General features: G+C 62.8%; 13 protein-coding genes, 1 tRNA gene and 1 other RNA gene. 1 reads left to right on the top strand and 14 read right to left on the bottom strand.

The window, feature by feature from the left end:
- Positions 1-18 precede the first annotated feature (18 nt).
- The 9 genes from dnaX to pncC all read right to left on the bottom strand — a co-directional run bounded on the left by dnaX (position 19) and on the right by pncC (position 8,389).
- Entirely contained in the window at positions 19-1,701 is a 1,683-nt protein-coding gene (dnaX, locus tag V3330_RS08130; protein ID WP_354694901.1) for a DNA polymerase III subunit gamma/tau, read from the bottom strand.
- A gap of 135 nt (positions 1,702-1,836) precedes the next feature.
- An RNA gene (gene ffs, locus V3330_RS08125) (signal recognition particle sRNA small type) lies at positions 1,837-1,933 on the bottom strand.
- 321 nt (positions 1,934-2,254) lie between these two features.
- A tRNA-Ser gene (locus V3330_RS08120) sits at positions 2,255-2,347 on the bottom strand.
- A gap of 197 nt (positions 2,348-2,544) precedes the next feature.
- Complete coding sequence (gene csrA, locus V3330_RS08115) at positions 2,545-2,733, bottom strand: carbon storage regulator CsrA (RefSeq protein WP_354694900.1); 189 nt, start codon at positions 2,731-2,733, stop codon at positions 2,545-2,547.
- A 145-nt stretch (positions 2,734-2,878) separates the two neighbouring features.
- Positions 2,879-5,524, bottom strand: a complete 2,646-nt coding sequence (gene alaS / locus V3330_RS08110; RefSeq protein WP_354694899.1) for an alanine--tRNA ligase — start codon at positions 5,522-5,524, stop codon at positions 2,879-2,881.
- Positions 5,525-5,668: 144 nt separating this feature from the next.
- A complete protein-coding gene (locus tag V3330_RS08105; RefSeq protein ID WP_354694898.1) occupies positions 5,669-6,163 on the bottom strand; it encodes a regulatory protein RecX in 495 nt (164 codons plus the stop codon).
- A gap of 25 nt (positions 6,164-6,188) precedes the next feature.
- Positions 6,189-7,235 (bottom strand): recombinase RecA, encoded by a 1,047-nt coding sequence (gene recA, locus V3330_RS08100; protein WP_354694897.1) that lies wholly within the window; start codon positions 7,233-7,235, stop codon positions 6,189-6,191.
- A 102-nt stretch (positions 7,236-7,337) separates the two neighbouring features.
- Positions 7,338-7,895 carry an RNA 2',3'-cyclic phosphodiesterase gene (thpR, locus tag V3330_RS08095; RefSeq protein ID WP_354694896.1) on the bottom strand — a complete coding sequence of 186 codons (558 nt, stop codon included), beginning with the start codon at positions 7,893-7,895 and terminating at the stop codon, positions 7,338-7,340.
- On the bottom strand, positions 7,895-8,389 hold the full coding sequence (pncC, locus tag V3330_RS08090) for a nicotinamide-nucleotide amidase (protein WP_435791612.1): 495 nt from the start codon (positions 8,387-8,389) through the stop codon (positions 7,895-7,897). The genes thpR and pncC overlap by 1 nt, the downstream gene beginning before the upstream one ends.
- A gap of 69 nt (positions 8,390-8,458) precedes the next feature.
- On the opposite strand from pncC, the gene mutS reads away from it, so the two are divergent.
- Entirely contained in the window at positions 8,459-11,071 is a 2,613-nt protein-coding gene (mutS, locus tag V3330_RS08085; RefSeq protein WP_354694895.1) for a DNA mismatch repair protein MutS, read from the top strand.
- Positions 11,072-11,075: 4 nt separating this feature from the next.
- Here the strand turns inward: mutS and V3330_RS08080 are convergent, their stop codons facing one another.
- The 5 genes from V3330_RS08080 to rimM all read right to left on the bottom strand — a co-directional run bounded on the left by V3330_RS08080 (position 11,076) and on the right by rimM (position 15,227).
- On the bottom strand, positions 11,076-11,462 hold the full coding sequence (locus V3330_RS08080) for an RNA-binding S4 domain-containing protein (RefSeq protein ID WP_354694894.1): 387 nt from the start codon (positions 11,460-11,462) through the stop codon (positions 11,076-11,078).
- A 7-nt stretch (positions 11,463-11,469) separates the two neighbouring features.
- Positions 11,470-13,431 carry a molecular chaperone HtpG gene (gene htpG, locus V3330_RS08075; RefSeq protein ID WP_354694893.1) on the bottom strand — a complete coding sequence of 654 codons (1,962 nt, stop codon included), beginning with the start codon at positions 13,429-13,431 and terminating at the stop codon, positions 11,470-11,472.
- Positions 13,432-13,583: 152 nt separating this feature from the next.
- Positions 13,584-13,931, bottom strand: coding sequence for a 50S ribosomal protein L19 (gene rplS / locus V3330_RS08070; protein ID WP_354694892.1), 348 nt, complete (start codon positions 13,929-13,931; stop codon positions 13,584-13,586).
- Between the two features lie 34 nt (positions 13,932-13,965).
- Positions 13,966-14,709: a tRNA (guanosine(37)-N1)-methyltransferase TrmD gene (gene trmD / locus V3330_RS08065; RefSeq protein WP_354694891.1), complete on the bottom strand. Its 744-nt coding sequence runs from the start codon at positions 14,707-14,709 to the stop codon at positions 13,966-13,968.
- Positions 14,710-14,711: 2 nt separating this feature from the next.
- Positions 14,712-15,227: a ribosome maturation factor RimM gene (gene rimM / locus V3330_RS08060; RefSeq protein ID WP_354694890.1), complete on the bottom strand. Its 516-nt coding sequence runs from the start codon at positions 15,225-15,227 to the stop codon at positions 14,712-14,714.
- Positions 15,228-15,233: the final 6 nt, after the last annotated feature.

Below are 15,233 nucleotides of genomic sequence, written 5' to 3'. Positions count from 1 at the left end.
GGGTTCCGTTGGGTGTCGCTACTGCAAGGGTTGAATGCTGTCGGTGATCACCGTTGCGCCCATGTCCTGCTTCAGGGAACGAATGGTGGGATCCTGCTCAATTGCGAGTTCCGCATCGGTCATCTTGGTTCGAAGTTGCTGTTCTTCAAGGCTGGCGGCGGTTTTGAGATCATCGTCTTCGCGGTCGATCAGCCGTATCTGCACGGCATGTCCGACCTGTTCGCTGATCGCGCGACCGAGGCGCTCGATGCAACCGGGCGACCCCAGGTGCCGCAGGGAATGCGCAATGACGAATTCCCAATTCCCCCCGGAGCGGCGCCGCAGGTGCAGATTTCTCGCGAGTTCGCGGACGGGGCCCGCCAATTCCAGTCTCTGCGACAGGGCAATCCACTCCTCGTCGACTTCTCCACCGGCCTCGATGGCCTGCGGCGGGACGACGTTGCCACGGCCGGGTTCGGATTCAGTCCCGGCCTGCATCTGCGGACCCTGGCCTGCAGCGGCGGCGGCGGACGAACCCACCGACGGCTGGCGTGATTCGCCAGCGGCGCCGCTTGCAGCCTGCCGGCCTCCGCCTTCCGATTCGGAGGACCGGTCACGCGGCGTCCCGGCACCCGCCCCGGCGGGGCGAAACGCCAGCATCCTGAGCAAAGTCATTTCCAGCCCGGTACGGGGGTCCGGGGCAATTCCCAGTTCCTGCCGGCCCTTGATCGCGATCTGGTAAAACAACTGGGCGTCCTCGACCGAAATTCGCTCGGCGAGATCCTGAATCGAGTCCCAGTCGCTGCGCTCTTCGTCACGGAATCCCGGCACGGTCTGGACCAGGCAGATCCGGTGCAGGGTTTCGGCCAGATCGACCAGTACCGTATCGAGATCGCGCGAACGCGCGACGAGGTCACCGGTGATCTCGAGCAGATCATTGCTGCGCCCTTCCGCCACGGCGGAAATCAGGGCAGCGATGATTCCGTGGTCGACCAGACCCAGCATACGCTCGACGTCCGCGGAGCTGACCTTGCCCCCGCCGAAGGCAATGGCCTGGTCCAACAGACTCAGACCATCACGCATGCTGCCATCGGCGCACCGGGCCAGCCGGCTCAGCGCCGCGCCATCGGATTCGATGCCTTCATCCTCGACGATGCGATCGAGTTGTTGCTGAATCTGGGCAGGCAGCAGCCGGCGCAGGTTGAACTGCAGACAACGCGACAGGATCGTCACCGGAATCTTGTCCGGGTCGGTCGTGGCCAGCACGAATTTCACGTGCGGTGGCGGCTCTTCCAGGGTCTTGAGCAGGGCGTTGAAACTGCTGGCCGACAACATGTGCACTTCATCGATGATGTACACCTTGTAGCGGCCGCGGGTCGGTGTGTACTGAACCGAATCCAGTAGCTCGCGGGTGTCATCCACCTTGGTCCGTGACGCCGCGTCGATTTCCAGCATGTCGACAAAACGACCTGCATCGATATCGGTACAGGCCGCACATTCACCGCAGGGTTGCGATCCCATACCCGACTCACAATTCAGGCATTTGGCCAGAATACGCGCCAATGTGGTTTTTCCGACGCCACGAGTCCCGGTGAACAAAAACGCATGGTGGAGTCGATCCTGGTCCAGTCCGTTGGTCAGCGCCTGGACGACATGCTCCTGACCGACGAGTTCGTCAAACCGGTGTGGACGCCATTTTCTAGCAAGTACCTGATAGCTCATCGTGGCTTGGGTGGGTTCAGGGGAAGAGAATCATAAACGACGCATCACTATAACAGACAGCAAGCGACCGCCGGCGGCCCGCGCCCGGTCCTTTGCCCAAGCCCGACCGCCACTACCATCGTGAATGGAGGCGACCCCTGCCAGCCACACCCCGGCGCCCGAATCCGCTGCTGCCGCTGCTCCCTTCCGGGCCTGACGGGGTTCACAACGTATCGTCGCGGGGGGGCCGACAAGGGCCACCATGGAAACGCTTACGATCAACCGCGCACGCGGCGGCCGAACGGGGACCGGCATTGTGCCGCAAGCCCGGTGTGGTCGCAACACTCCCGCTGCTCGTTCCTTCCGGGGGCGGGGTTAACGTGCCACAGCTGGGGAGAGGGATTGACTCGCGCCATCCCTGGCGCTCGCCCTGCGGGCGCCGCCGCGTTGCGGCAGCGTCCCGATCGGCTATCCTGCCGATCGGCGAACCCCGCGGCCTGCGGCCGCCAGGGTCCTCGGCCCTCTTTCCCCATCAGATACAGAAAACCCCGCCGGGGGCGGGGTTTTCTGTATCTGGCGGAGAGAGAGGGATTCGAACCCTCGATGGGCCTTTTAAACCCATACTCCCTTAGCAGGGGAGCGCCTTCAGCCACTCGGCCATCTCTCCTAAAACGGGTTTCTGGCGGACGGGTATCCCGTTGAAACGGGACAGGCCCGAAGCCGGTTTCCGGGCTGCATTATTTCATGACGACGATGTCGTGGAAAGACGGTCGCCGCCCTGAGACCGTGCGGCGCCAAAGCTTACTGATTTCAACATCCCGGGTAAAGACGAACGATCACGAAAAAGGGACGTGAAAAGGCCTTTTACATGTTTTGTGCCTTGTCCGAGCGTTCCTTGAGAATTCGCTGGTAAATTTCTTCCCGGTGGACCTGGACCTCGGGCGGAGCCTCGATCCCGATGCGTATCTGGTTACCCTTTACACCCAGTACGGTGACGGTGATATTGTCACCAATGACAAGCTTCTCCCCAATCCTCCTTGTCAAGATCAGCATGTGAACCTTCCTTTGGCTTCAGGCACCTGATGCGTCCTTGTTTATTGTTCGCTTTATGCCAGAACCATAGCGAGACGTTAGTGGAGTGACGGCCATAATCGCGTTACGGCGTCACGCTTTTCCCTTCATTCTTATGCAATACGGATCAGCTATTTTCACTGACCCAGGCCGGGACCGATAAAAGGGCGCGCGCCAACTCTTCTGGCTTGGATCCACCCGCCTGGGCGAAGTCCGGACGCCCGCCCCCTTTGCCGCCAACCTGCTGCGCGACGAAGTTTACCAGATTACCCGCCTGAATCCGAGCCGTCAGATCGGGGCTGACTCCGGCCGCGAGCCGAACCTTGCCCGCTTCCACACTGCCAAGGACCACGACCGCCGTTCCCAAACGCTCCTTGAGACGATCCACGGTACTGCGCAGAACTTTCGGATCAGCCCCATCGAGACGCTCGGCCAGCACCTTGATTCCATTGACCTCACTCGCATTTTCCGCCAACTCGTCGCCACTCGCGCTGGCCGCCTTCGTCTTGAGCTCCTCAAGTTCGCGCTCGAGCACCCGGGTACGTTCGAGAATCTGCTCAATCCGCTCACCGACCGCGTCTGGTGCCACCTTGAGCCGGGATGCCGCTTCACCCAGGCGATCCTCCAGGGTCTGGACATACTCCAGTGCCGCGTCTCCGGCCACCGCCACGATGCGGCGTATTCCCGATGCAATCGATGACTCCTCGACGATCTTGAACGAACCGATGTCTCCTACTCGCGCCACGTGGGTGCCGCCACACAACTCAACGGAAAATTCCCCGAAGCGGAGCACGCGAACCTCATCCCCGTATTTCTCGCCAAACAGGGCGACGGCTCCGGTCTGAAGCGCATCGTCAAACGGCAGGATGTCGCTCTGCGCCGCCACATTGCGACAAACCTCGCGATTGACCAGAGACTCGATTTCGCGCAATTCCCCGGCGGTGACCGCATTGGGGTGGGTAAAATCGAATCGCAGATGATCCGGGGCGACCAGTGACCCACGCTGCTCGACGTGCTCGCCCAGCACCTGCTTCAGGGCGGCGTGCAGAAGATGGGTCGCCGAATGATGCCGCACGATGGCTTGCCGCCGATCGGCTTCCACCCGGGCCCGGGCCGTTTCACCCACGTTCAGAACACCTTCGGTCAGGGTCCCCTGGTGGGCGTAAAGAGTCCCTCCAACTTTTTGGGTGTCTTCAACCCGGAATTCGAATCCCTCGCCCCGGATCGTGCCAGTGTCTCCCACCTGTCCCCCGGATTCGGCGTAAAACGGCGTACGATCCAGGAACACCATGGCCTGCTGACCGGCCACGATGGACGCCACCCCGTCACCTTCGCGCACAATGCCGACGACCCGGGCGTCATCGCACGTCAGATGTTCGTAACCCAGAAACTCCGTTTGAGGCAGCGCGCCGATGGCATCCGCCGATATCCTGGCCTGGGCGCCGAACTGGCTGGCCGAACGCCCCCGCTCCTGCTGCTTGCGCATTTCCGCGTCGAAGCCCTCGATGTCGACGGCAAACCCCTTTTCGCGCGCAATGTCCTGAGTCAGGTCGAGCGGAAAACCATAGGTGTCATACAGCAGGAAAGCGGTTTGACCATCGATGGTCTCGCCGCTGTTGGCCATGACGTCGGCGAGAATGCCCATGCCCGTGCCGAGGGTGCGAAAAAACCGCTGCTCTTCGTCCCGCAGAACTTCCTCGATGGAAGACTGCTTGTTCCGGAGATCGGGATAAGCCTCACCCATGACCTCCGCCAAAGGCTTCACCATACGATGAAAGAACGGCTCGCGCCGACCGAGCATGTATCCATGGCGCACGGCACGCCGGATGATGCGCCGCAGCACGTACCCCCGGCCGTCGCGTGATGGCAACACACCGTCCGTGATCAGAAACGCGCAGGCCCGGATGTGGTCCGCTATGACATTCAGGGAGGTATTTTGCGGCTCGTCACAGCCGCTCACTTCAGCGGCTGCGCGGATGAGCGTTTGGAACAGATCGATGGCGTAATTGCTGTGCACGCCCTGCAACACCGCAGCAATGCGTTCCAGACCCATGCCGGTATCGACGCACGGATGCGGGAGCGGAGCGAGCGTGCCGTCCGCGGCGCGGTCGTATTGCATGAAAACGAGGTTCCAGATCTCGATGTAGCGATCCCCGTCTTCATCGGCACTTCCGGGAGGTCCGCCATCGACACCGGGACCGTGATCGTAGAAAATTTCGGTACAGGGCCCACAGGGTCCGGTATCGCCCATCGCCCAGAAATTATCGCTCTCGTGGGTTTGCCCGCCGGGTTTGTCACCAATGCGCACGATACGGGCTTCGGGCACGCCGATCTGGTCCCTCCAGATGGCATAGGCCTCATCGTCGCTGTCGTAGACAGTGACCCAGAGCCGGTCGGCTTCGAGGCCGAAAACGTCCGTCAGCAACGACCACGAATACGAAATCGCCTCGGTCTTGAAGTAATCGCCGAAACTGAAATTCCCCAGCATTTCGAAAAACGTGTGGTGCCGCGCCGTGTACCCGACCTGGTCCAGGTCATTATGTTTGCCACCGGCCCGAACACATTTTTGCGAAGTTGCGGCGGTCGAATACCTGCGTTTCTCGGCCCCCAGGAAAACGTCCTTGAACTGGACCATGCCCGCATTGGTGAACAGCAAGGTGGGATCATTCGCCGGAACCAGCGAACTCGAAGGCACGACAGCATGTCCCCGGTCACGAAAATAGTCGAGGAACTGCTGGCGGATTCCGGCGGTTGTCCAGTTCGATGCGTTCATTGCTTCAGTGCCTGTTGGGTGCGCTCACGACGGACCGGCAGTTTACCCAATCACGCGGCGTGTGACTGCGCCCTGGAGTGTTCCTGAGGAGATGGTCACGGACGGTCGAAAACACAAGAGTCCGTACACTTCGAGTCGCACGACTCAGTCGCAGCCATCCGGTTCCGAGCCGGACCGCGACTGCAGGTCGAGCGCCGACATGGCCTGTCCGTGGCTGAAACCGCGGTTTCGAAGGCGTCGGTAAAAACGTGCACGCTCGGCTCGATCGAAAGTTCCCGGGTTCTGACGCTCCAGCCATTCGGCTGCGAGCCGGGCCCAAAACGATTCATCCTCTTCCAGGACCCCGCGAACGGCCGCCTCGTCCACCCGCCTGCGCTGGAGTTCCGCCTTGATTTTCAATGGCCCCTGACTGCGGGCCATGCGGGACCTGACAAACGATTCAGCGAATCGCTGGTCGGACTGAAGACCTTGCTCGGCCAGATCCCGGACGCACTCTTCAATCACACCAGCCAGGCCCTCACCGGCCGGCCATTTGCGCACCAGCCGCTGCACCAGCTCATGCGCACCGTACTCCCGCCGCGACAGGAGTTGCATCGCGAATGCCGAAATTTCCGTTGGCGAAGGATCGTCCGCGGGCACGCCCGCATTCCCGTTCGCGCGCGATTCAGGATTCGACGTTCTCGGCACCCGCGCCTTCGCCCTCTTCCGCCACCGGGGTTTCTTCGGGGAGCAATTCCTTGCGCAGCCGTTGTTCGATTTCGGCCGCCATGTCCGTATGTTCCTTCAGGAACTGCCGGACGTTCTCCTTGCCCTGACCAATGCGGTCGCTGCCGTAGCTGTACCAGGCGCCGGACTTGTCGACGATGTTGTGTTTTACGCCGAGCTCGATCAGTTCACCCTCTCGCGAAATACCCTCGCCGTAGAGAATTTCGAACTCCGCCTGTTTGAACGGCGGGGCCATCTTGTTCTTCACCACCTTGACGCGGGTCTGGTTGCCGACGACCTCGTCACCTTTCTTCAACGCACCGATGCGGCGGATGTCCAGGCGGACCGAGGAGTAGAATTTCAAAGCATTACCGCCGGTGGTGGTTTCCGGACTGCCAAACATCACCCCGATCTTCATGCGGATCTGGTTGATGAAAATGACCATGCAGTTGGAGCGCTTGATGTTACCGGTGAGTTTGCGCAGGGCCTGAGACATCAGGCGGGCATGCAGGCCGACGTGGGAGTCGCCCATGTCACCCTCGATTTCGGCCTTGGGTGTCAGCGCCGCGACCGAGTCAACTACCACCACATCGACTGCGCCGGAGCGAACCAGCATGTCGGTGATCTCCAGCGCCTGCTCGCCGGTATCGGGCTGGGAGACCAGAAGATCTTCCACGTTCACGCCCAGTTTCTCGGCATATTGCGGGTCCAGCGCGTGTTCGGCGTCCACGAACGCGGCCGTGCCTCCCACCTTCTGACATTCGGCGATGACCTGCAGGGTCAGGGTGGTCTTGCCGCTGGACTCCGGGCCATAGACTTCCACGACTCGTCCGCGTGGCAGGCCACCAATACCCAGAGCGAGATCCAACGCCAGAGAGCCGGTCGAAATGGCCCGTACGTCATGCGCGGCAGACCCATCGCCGAGCCGCATGATGGCACCCTTTCCAAACTGCTTCTCGATCTGGGTCAGAGCGGCCGCCAGGGCCTGTTTTCTGTTGTCGTCCACGCTTCCTCTCCTGTCTGCTTTTGGGTCGTGCCGGTTTGGCACGCATTATGACACAGGCCCGTTTGAGCCTTCACCCGAACCGGGTCAATGCGAGCCGATTTCCTACGCTGCTCCCGGACTCTGCCCGGTCGGTCCACACGACCAGCGATCCTTAACCCGGTAACACACTCCGCCCGGCCCGGTTTCGGATGCCAGCAAGGCGAACTCGCGAACGGGCCAGATCACCGGATCGATCAGGAGATTCTCACACGGCGTTCTCAATTTGCGATAAAGCGTGACGTGCGGAGTCCAGCGGCGGAGATCCACCGAAAATCCCTCGTCCCGGAGCCCGCCGACCAGGCGCGCACGAAAGTCCGCCAGGAATGCCGGGGGACGATCGATTCCCAGCCAGGCGACCCGGGCGCGCGGAAATGACCCGATGCGATCCAGCCGGACCTGCCCTGCTGAACACCTGAGTGTCGACGCAAGGCTCCCGAGCGTGCCCTGGCGCGACGAAGGAACGGAACCGAGGAAAGCCAGCGTGACGTGAAAATTTGCCGCCGGCACCTCTCGCCCGGACACATTCAGCCGGTTCCGCAAACTGACGATGCGGCGCCGGACCCGGGCATCCGGAAGCAGCCCGAAGAACAGCCGCAAGGAACCGGCACGTGCACCCGGCATCAGGCGGTGGTGGCCTGCAGCAAACCCTCGAGCGCGGTCACCGCGGACTGCCATCGAACCGCTTCGCGGTCTCCGGAAAAACACTTCGAGACACTGATGGTTGGCCGATCGTCGCAAGCCCAGGCGAACCAGACCGTCCCCACCGGTTTATCCGGGGTGCCACCCTCGGGTCCGGCGATCCCGGTCACGGCGACCGCGAGACTCGCGCCGGACGACCGCATGGCACCCTCGGCCATTTCCCGGGCCACCGCCTCACTGACCGCCCCCCAACGTTGCAGTGTTCCCGGATCGACCGCCAGCATTTCCATCTTGGCGGCGTTGCTGTAGGTGACGTAGCCCCGCTCGAACCAGTTCGAACTGCCAGCCCGGTCGGTACACAGCTTGGCCACCCAGCCGCCGGTACAGGATTCGGCCGTCGTCACGGTCCAGCCGCGCTCACACAACGCTGCGGACAGCGCTTCGAGCAGCGCAGACAGGTCCTCGTTTGCCATCATTCGGCTCCCCTGGAAAGCCGGCCATCATGCACCTTCATGCCTCGCTCCCGTTACGCTAAACTTCGTGCGATGTCATCCGCCGCCCCCCTGGAACTCGCCGGCCATACTCCCCTGATGCAGCAATACCTGGGCATCAAGGCGGAGTTCCCGGACACGCTCGTGCTGTTCCGAATGGGGGACTTCTACGAATTATTCTACGACGATGCCGAGCGCGCCGCGCGGCTGCTGGACATCACGCTCACCACCCGGGGAGAGTCCGCCGGCCAACCCATTCCCATGGCCGGCGTGCCACACCACGCGCTGGATGGTTACCTCGCCCGCCTGGTGCGCCAAGGGGAATCGGCGGCGATCTGCGAGCAGATCGGTGAACCCACACCGGGCAAGGGCCTGGTCGAACGCCGCGTCGTACGCATCGTCACACCCGGAACCCTGACCGAGGATGCCCTGCTGGAATCGCGGCGGGAAGCCTTGCTCGCCGCCCATGCCAGCGTTGGCGGCCAGGCAGCACTGGCCTGGCTGGATCTGGCATCCGGACGTTTTCGCGTGAGGGGCATCCCGGATGAGGCCGACCTCGAGGCCCAGCTGGGACGCCTGCAGCCGGCCGAGTTGCTGGTCGTCGATGGTCTCGAACTCCCGGGTCTGCCCACCAGCCGGCAGCGTAGCCGCGCGGCCTGGAAGTTCAACCCCCGCTCGGCCGCCAAACTGCTCTGCGAACAGTTCGGCACCGCCGACCTGGGCGGATTCGGTATCGAGGACCTTCCGGCCGCGATAACGGCTGCCGGAGTGCTGGTCGATTACGTTCAGGAAACGCAACGCACCGCATTGCCACACTTGCGGGGACTGCACCTGGAACTCGCCAACACCTTCGTCCACATCGATGCCAATACGCGTCGAAATCTTGAAATCGACCGCAGCCTGGACGGCAGCGACGACGCTTCGCTGGTGGGCATCCTCGACTCCTCGGTGACCGCCATGGGCGGCCGTCTGCTACGGCGGTGGCTGGGAGATCCCCTGCGCGACCGGACCACCATCGAACAGCGCCATGACGCCGTCGGGGAACTGCACGCCGCAGACGGATGCGCCCCGTTACGCCAGGTGCTGGCTGGCATTGCCGATATCGAGCGCATCCTTTCCCGGGTCGCGCTTCGCTCGGCGCGGCCGCGGGATCTGGCCGCCCTGCGGCAGGCGCTGGAGGCGTCCCCCCGGCTGCAACGCCTCATCGACGACAGCGGCCATGCAGCCCTGCGAAGCGCCGTTGGCAGCCTGTCCGGGTTCCCGGATTTACTGGCCCTTTTGCAGGAAGCCTTGGTCCAGGAACCACCGGCCCTGGTGCGCGACGGTGGCGTGATCGCCCGGGGCTACGATGAAGAACTGGACCGCCTGCGCGACCTGTCGGACAACGCCGCCGCGTTTCTCACCGAGTACGAGCAACGCCAGCGCGAGGAAACCGGTATCGCCAATCTGAAAGTCGGCTACAACCGGGTTCACGGCTACTACATCGAAGTCAGCAAAACCCAGCAACAGCACGTACCGAACGACTACACACGCAAGCAGACGCTCAAAGCCGCGGAGCGCTACATCACCGAAGAACTCAAGCAATTCGAAGACCAGGTGCTGTCCAGCCGGGAACGGGCGCTGACGCGCGAGAAGCATTGCTACGAAGGCCTGCTCGACCGCCTGCAGTCCAATCTGGACGGACTGCAGAAACTGGCAGCCAGCCTGGCCCGTCTCGACGTGCTGGCGGCATTCGCGGAACGTGCGGCGGCACTGAATCTGTGCCGCCCGGAAATGAGTTCCGAGTCCGGCCTCACCATTACCGCCGGACGGCACCCGGTGGTGGAGCAACTGCAATCGGATCCCTTCACCCCGAACGATCTGCAACTGGGGCCCGACCGGCGGATGCTGATCGTCACCGGCCCCAATATGGGTGGCAAATCCACTTACATGCGGCAGACCGCGCTCATCGTTCTGCTGGCGCACGCCGGTAGCTGGGTGCCCGCGGACGCGGCCCGCATCGGACCGATCGACCGGATATTCACCCGCATCGGCGCCGGCGACGAACTGGCGCGCGGCCGCTCGACCTTCATGGTCGAAATGTCGGAAACAGCCAACATCCTGCACAACGCCACCCGGGACAGCCTGGTGTTGATGGACGAAATCGGCCGCGGCACCAGCACCTACGACGGTCTGGCGCTCGCCTGGGCCTGCGCGGCCTATCTGGCGCGTTCGGTCCAGTCCTACACCCTGTTCGCCACGCATTACTTCGAATTGACCCGAATGGCCGATGACGAGCCGGGTGTGGCCAACGTGCATCTCGACGCCGTGGAGCACCGCGACCGGATTGTGTTCATGCACGCGGTGCAGGACGGACCAGCCAGCCAGAGCTATGGATTGCAGGTGGCCGCGCTGGCCGGGATTCCTCGCCGCGTCATCGAACAGGCCCGCAAACACCTGGACCGGCTGGAGCGGCAACAACGTCCGGATTCACCGCAACTCGGCTTGTTCGATCCGGCGCAATCCGAACCGCGGATTCACGAAGTGCCGGATACGGAGCTGGATGACATCCCGGCCGATCGAATCAACCGGCGCCTGGAAGCGGTAGACCCGGATTCGCTCACCCCCCGGGAAGCGTTGGACCTGGTTTACGAACTCAAGCGGGAGCTCGACGCCGGCTCCGACTGATATCCTACTTCTGCCGCCGGGTAAAACTGACGATCTGGCGCCGCTGCCTCTTGTCCGGGCGCCGCGGTCGCTCCCCGCGCTCGGCGCGCGCATCCCTGCGCTCCTGGGCCTGCCGTTCCCGGCGCTCGATGCTCGCAGGATCTTCTTCGTACTTCTCACTCACCCGATCGGCGGAAACGCGCCGACCGCCGATATCCCGCACCGTGACTTCAAACAGGGTTTCGCCGCGCTGGACGGTCAACCCATCACCGCTGCGAATCGCCCGGCCCGGTTTCACCCGATGGCCGTCCACTCTCACCCTGCCCCCCAGAACCGCCTCCCGGGCCAGCCCGCGCGTCCGAAAGAAACGCGCGGCCCAAAGCCACTTGTCGAGGCGGACGGAGTCTGTCACGTGGCGTTCAGTCCGTTGCGGGACCGACGGTCATCAGCCGGTTCATGCGGCGCACGAACCCTGCCGGATCTTCCAGCGAACCACCTTCGGCCAGCAACGCCTGTTCGTACAGAAGCACGCTCAGCATCTCGAAGCGTTCCTCGTCACTCTCGACCGCCAGCCGTTCGACCAGCGGGTGGGACGCGTTGAGTTCCAGGATCGGCTCGGTGCCGGGAACCGGCTGCCCCGCCTGCTGCAGCATTTTCTGCAGGTGCAGGGCCATCTCGCCTTCTCCGAGCACCAGGCAGGAGGCCGAGTCGGTCAATCGCTGGCTGGCGCGGACCGCGCTGACCCGGTCTCCGAGGCAGGCATCGATACGCTGGATCAGGTCCTCGTCGAGCTGGCCGGATTCCGGCTCTCCCTCATCGGCATCGGGACTCGACTGGGACAGCTTGCCGAGGTCGATATCCCCTTTGGCGACGGACTTGAACGGCTTGCCATCGAATTCATGCAGATAGGACATCATCCACTCATCGACGCGGTCGGACATCAACAGAACCTCGATGCCGTTCTTGCGGAACACCTCCAGGTGCGGACTGTTGGCCGCCGCCTGAGCGTGCTCCGCGGTGATGAAATAGATGGCGTCCTGACCCTCGGTCATGCGCTCCACGTAAGCGGGGAGATCGGTCATATCCGCCGGATCCGCATCCCGGGTCGACTCGAAACGCAGCAAGGGCAGAATGCGTTCGCGATTGTCCGGATCCTCGACAACACCCTCCTTGAGCACGGTGCCGAACTCTTTCCAGAACGCCGCATACTCGTCACCACCCGCCTCATTGAGTTTGCCAATCATGTCCAGGCTGCGCCGCACCACGGCCGCCCGGATGCGGTCGACCAGCACATTTTCCTGCAGAAGTTCACGCGATACATTGAGCGGCAGGTCCTGCGAATCGACGACCCCGCGAACGAACCGGAGGTAGTGCGGCAGCAGGTGTTGCGCGGCATCCATGATGAACACACGGTTGACGTAAAGCCGCAGGCCGTGGCGTTCGTCACGCTGCAGCGCGAGGTCGAACGGCGCCTTGCGCGGAACATAAAGCAGGGTTGTGTAGCTCTGCGCGCCTTCAACGGTGTTGTGAGCCCAGCACAGTGGATCGTCGACATCGTGGGTCAAATGCTTGTAGAAACCCTGGTAGTCGGAATCCGACAGCTCGTTGCGGGGCAACGCCCACAGCGCGGTGGCGGTATTGACCTGTTCCCATTCGCCGTCCTCTCCAGCCTTGTCGCCGTCGGGCTGCGGGTCACGGCGCAGGTGGATGGGAAAGCCGACGTGGTCGGAATAGCGCTGAACCAGTTGCTTGAGGTTCCAGTGCTGCAGAAACTCCTTTTCGTCCTCCTTGAGTTGGAGCACGACCGAGGTTCCGCGGCCCGGCACGTCGGCGGTCTCGATCGAAAACTCGCCCTCGCCATCGGAGACCCAGCGGACTCCCTGCTCCGGCGCCGTGCCGGCCTTGCGCGTGAGCAGCGTCACGGAGTCGGCCACGATGAACGCGGAATAGAATCCGACACCGAACTGCCCGATCTGTTGACGGTCGGCTTTCTGCCCCGCTTCCAGTTGCTCGAGAAAACGGCGCGTGCCCGAGTGCGCGATGGTGCCGATGTTCTCCAACACCTCTTCGCGGGTCATGCCGATGCCGTTATCGCGCACGGTCAGGGTGCCGGATTCTGTATCGGCCTCGATCTCGATTCGAAGGTCCGAATCGCCCTGCAGCCATTCCGGGTTCTGCAGACCGGCAAACCGCAGGCGATCGAGTGCGTCGGAGGCATTGGAAATCAGCTCGCGAAGGAAGATTTCCTTGTTCGAGTACAGGGAGTGAACCATCAGGCGCATGACCTGACGGGTTTCGGCCTGAAAGGCGTGGACTTCCGGAGCGGATCCGGTCGCGTCCGGCGAAGAGGTCTTGTCTGCTGAAGCGTTGCTTGAACTCATGATCATTTCGGCTGTGGCCAGGGATGCCTGCCGAGATATGGGTTTTCACGCAGAGTTCAAGTCGTCCGGCCCGGAATACGCCGGCAAAAAAGCCCGCACAAGGCGGGCTTTTCGGTAGCGAAGTCTCCGGCCGCGTTGGGCCGGGGCTGCGCTCAGTTGAGCTTTTCGCGGATCCGGGCCGACTTGCCTTCGCGCCCGCGCAGGTAATACAGCTTGGCGCGCCGCACGTCGCCCCGCCGCTTGACCTTGACGGAATCGATCAACGGACTGTAGGTCTGAAAGACGCGTTCAACACCGGTACCGTGGGAAATCTTGCGCACGGTAAATGCCGAATTCAGTCCCCGATTGGTCTTGGCGATGACGACGCCCTCGAAAGCCTGCAGACGCTCGCGGTTTCCTTCCTTGACCTTGACGTTGACCGTCACGGTATCACCCGGTGCGAATTCCGGAATGTCGCGGGCCATCTGCTCCGCATTGATCTCGTCGATGATGTTGCTCATGTTCGTTTTCCTTAAATGCCGATTCGGGCTGCGGTCAGTCACCGATGTCCGATTTGAATTCCTCTAACAATCGCCGATCCTGCTCGTTCAGTTCGCGACCTTGCAACAGGTCCGGACGACGCTGCCATGTCCGGCCCAGGGCCTGCTTGCGCCGCCAAAGCCGGATGGCTTCGTGGTCGCCGGACAGCAGGACGCCCGGGACCCCATCACCTTCCACGTTCTCGGGACGCGTGTAGTGAGGACAATCAAGCAAACCCTCACTGAACGAATCCTGTGCTGCCGAATCCGCGTCACCCAGTACTCCGGGTACCAGCCGTGCAACGGAATCGACCACCACCGCGGCGGCCAGTTCGCCACCGCTGAGGACGTAATCGCCAATCGACCATTCTTCGTCGATCTCGCGCGCGATCAAACGTTCATCGACGCCCTCGTACCGGCCGCACACGAGGATCAATTCCCCGCGTTTCGCACAGTCTCGCGCATTCGCCTGGTCGAATCGTCGACCCTGCGGTGTCAGCAGACCGACTCGCGGCTGACGAACGACGGACGAATCACGCGCCGCCCGAATTGCCGAGCGTAACGGCTCGACCGCCATCACCATTCCCGGACCACCGCCGTACGGCCGATCATCGACCGTGCGATGCCGATCCGTCGCAAAATCGCGTGGATTCAGCGTCTCCAGCCGGACTCGCCCATCACGCAGAGCGCGGCCGATCACCCCGAAATCCACCATCCGGCGAAATTCCTCCGGAAACAGGGTGATGACCTGAATCCTCACCCCTAGAATTCCGGGTCCCAGTTCACCTCCACCCTGCGGGCTTCGAGGTCAACCGATGAAACATAGATTTCCGGCACGAACGGCACCAGTCGTTCGCGATCGCCGCGAACGCGCATGACGTCGTTGGCCCCGGTTTCAATCATTTCCACGACCTCGCCGAGGACCCGTTCATCCGCGGTAACGACCGTGCATCCCACGAGATCCGCCCAGTAGTAGCGATCCTGTGGCAATGGCGGCAACCGGTCGCGCGGCACCGCGATATCGGCACCCACCAGCGCTTCCGCCGCATTGCGGTCGTCGATGCCTTCGAGTGCTATCCGCAGGGACCTGCCCTTCGGGGCAACGTCGGCAACCCGCATTTCCCGTCGATCCGGCCCCACCAGCCACGGCTGGTATTGCAGGATGGCTTCGGGCGGCTCGGTGTCCGAGCGCACCTTGATCCAACCCCGGACGCCGTGCGGACCGGCAATCCGGCCGAGTCGGACCAGCTTATCCGCCGAGCCCAGATCGTCCGCCATGACGCC

It is taken from the genome of Elongatibacter sediminis (genome assembly GCF_037892215.1).
Taxonomy (GTDB): Bacteria; Pseudomonadota; Gammaproteobacteria; order Xanthomonadales; family SZUA-36; genus Elongatibacter; species Elongatibacter sediminis.
The sequence above is the reverse complement of the archived record's forward strand: the minus strand, read 5'-3'. Positions and strand labels throughout refer to the sequence as shown.

Excerpts from the sequence above, each read along its gene's own strand:
- dnaX (WP_354694901.1), bottom strand. The coding sequence starts at position 1,701 with ATGAGCTATCAGGTACTTGCTAGAAAATGGCGTCCACACCGGTTTGAC.
- csrA (WP_354694900.1), bottom strand. The coding sequence starts at position 2,733 with ATGCTGATCTTGACAAGGAGGATTGGGGAGAAGCTTGTCATTGGTGAC.
- alaS (WP_354694899.1), bottom strand. The coding sequence starts at position 5,524 with ATGAACGCATCGAACTGGACAACCGCCGGAATCCGCCAGCAGTTCCTC.
- thpR (WP_354694896.1), bottom strand. The coding sequence starts at position 7,895 with ATGCCGGGTGCACGTGCCGGTTCCTTGCGGCTGTTCTTCGGGCTGCTT.
- pncC (WP_435791612.1), bottom strand. The coding sequence starts at position 8,389 with ATGATGGCAAACGAGGACCTGTCTGCGCTGCTCGAAGCGCTGTCCGCA.
- mutS (WP_354694895.1), top strand. The coding sequence starts at position 8,459 with ATGTCATCCGCCGCCCCCCTGGAACTCGCCGGCCATACTCCCCTGATG.
- htpG (WP_354694893.1), bottom strand. The coding sequence starts at position 13,431 with ATGAGTTCAAGCAACGCTTCAGCAGACAAGACCTCTTCGCCGGACGCG.
- rplS (WP_354694892.1), bottom strand. The coding sequence starts at position 13,931 with ATGAGCAACATCATCGACGAGATCAATGCGGAGCAGATGGCCCGCGAC.
- rimM (WP_354694890.1), bottom strand. The coding sequence starts at position 15,227 with ATGGCGGACGATCTGGGCTCGGCGGATAAGCTGGTCCGACTCGGCCGG.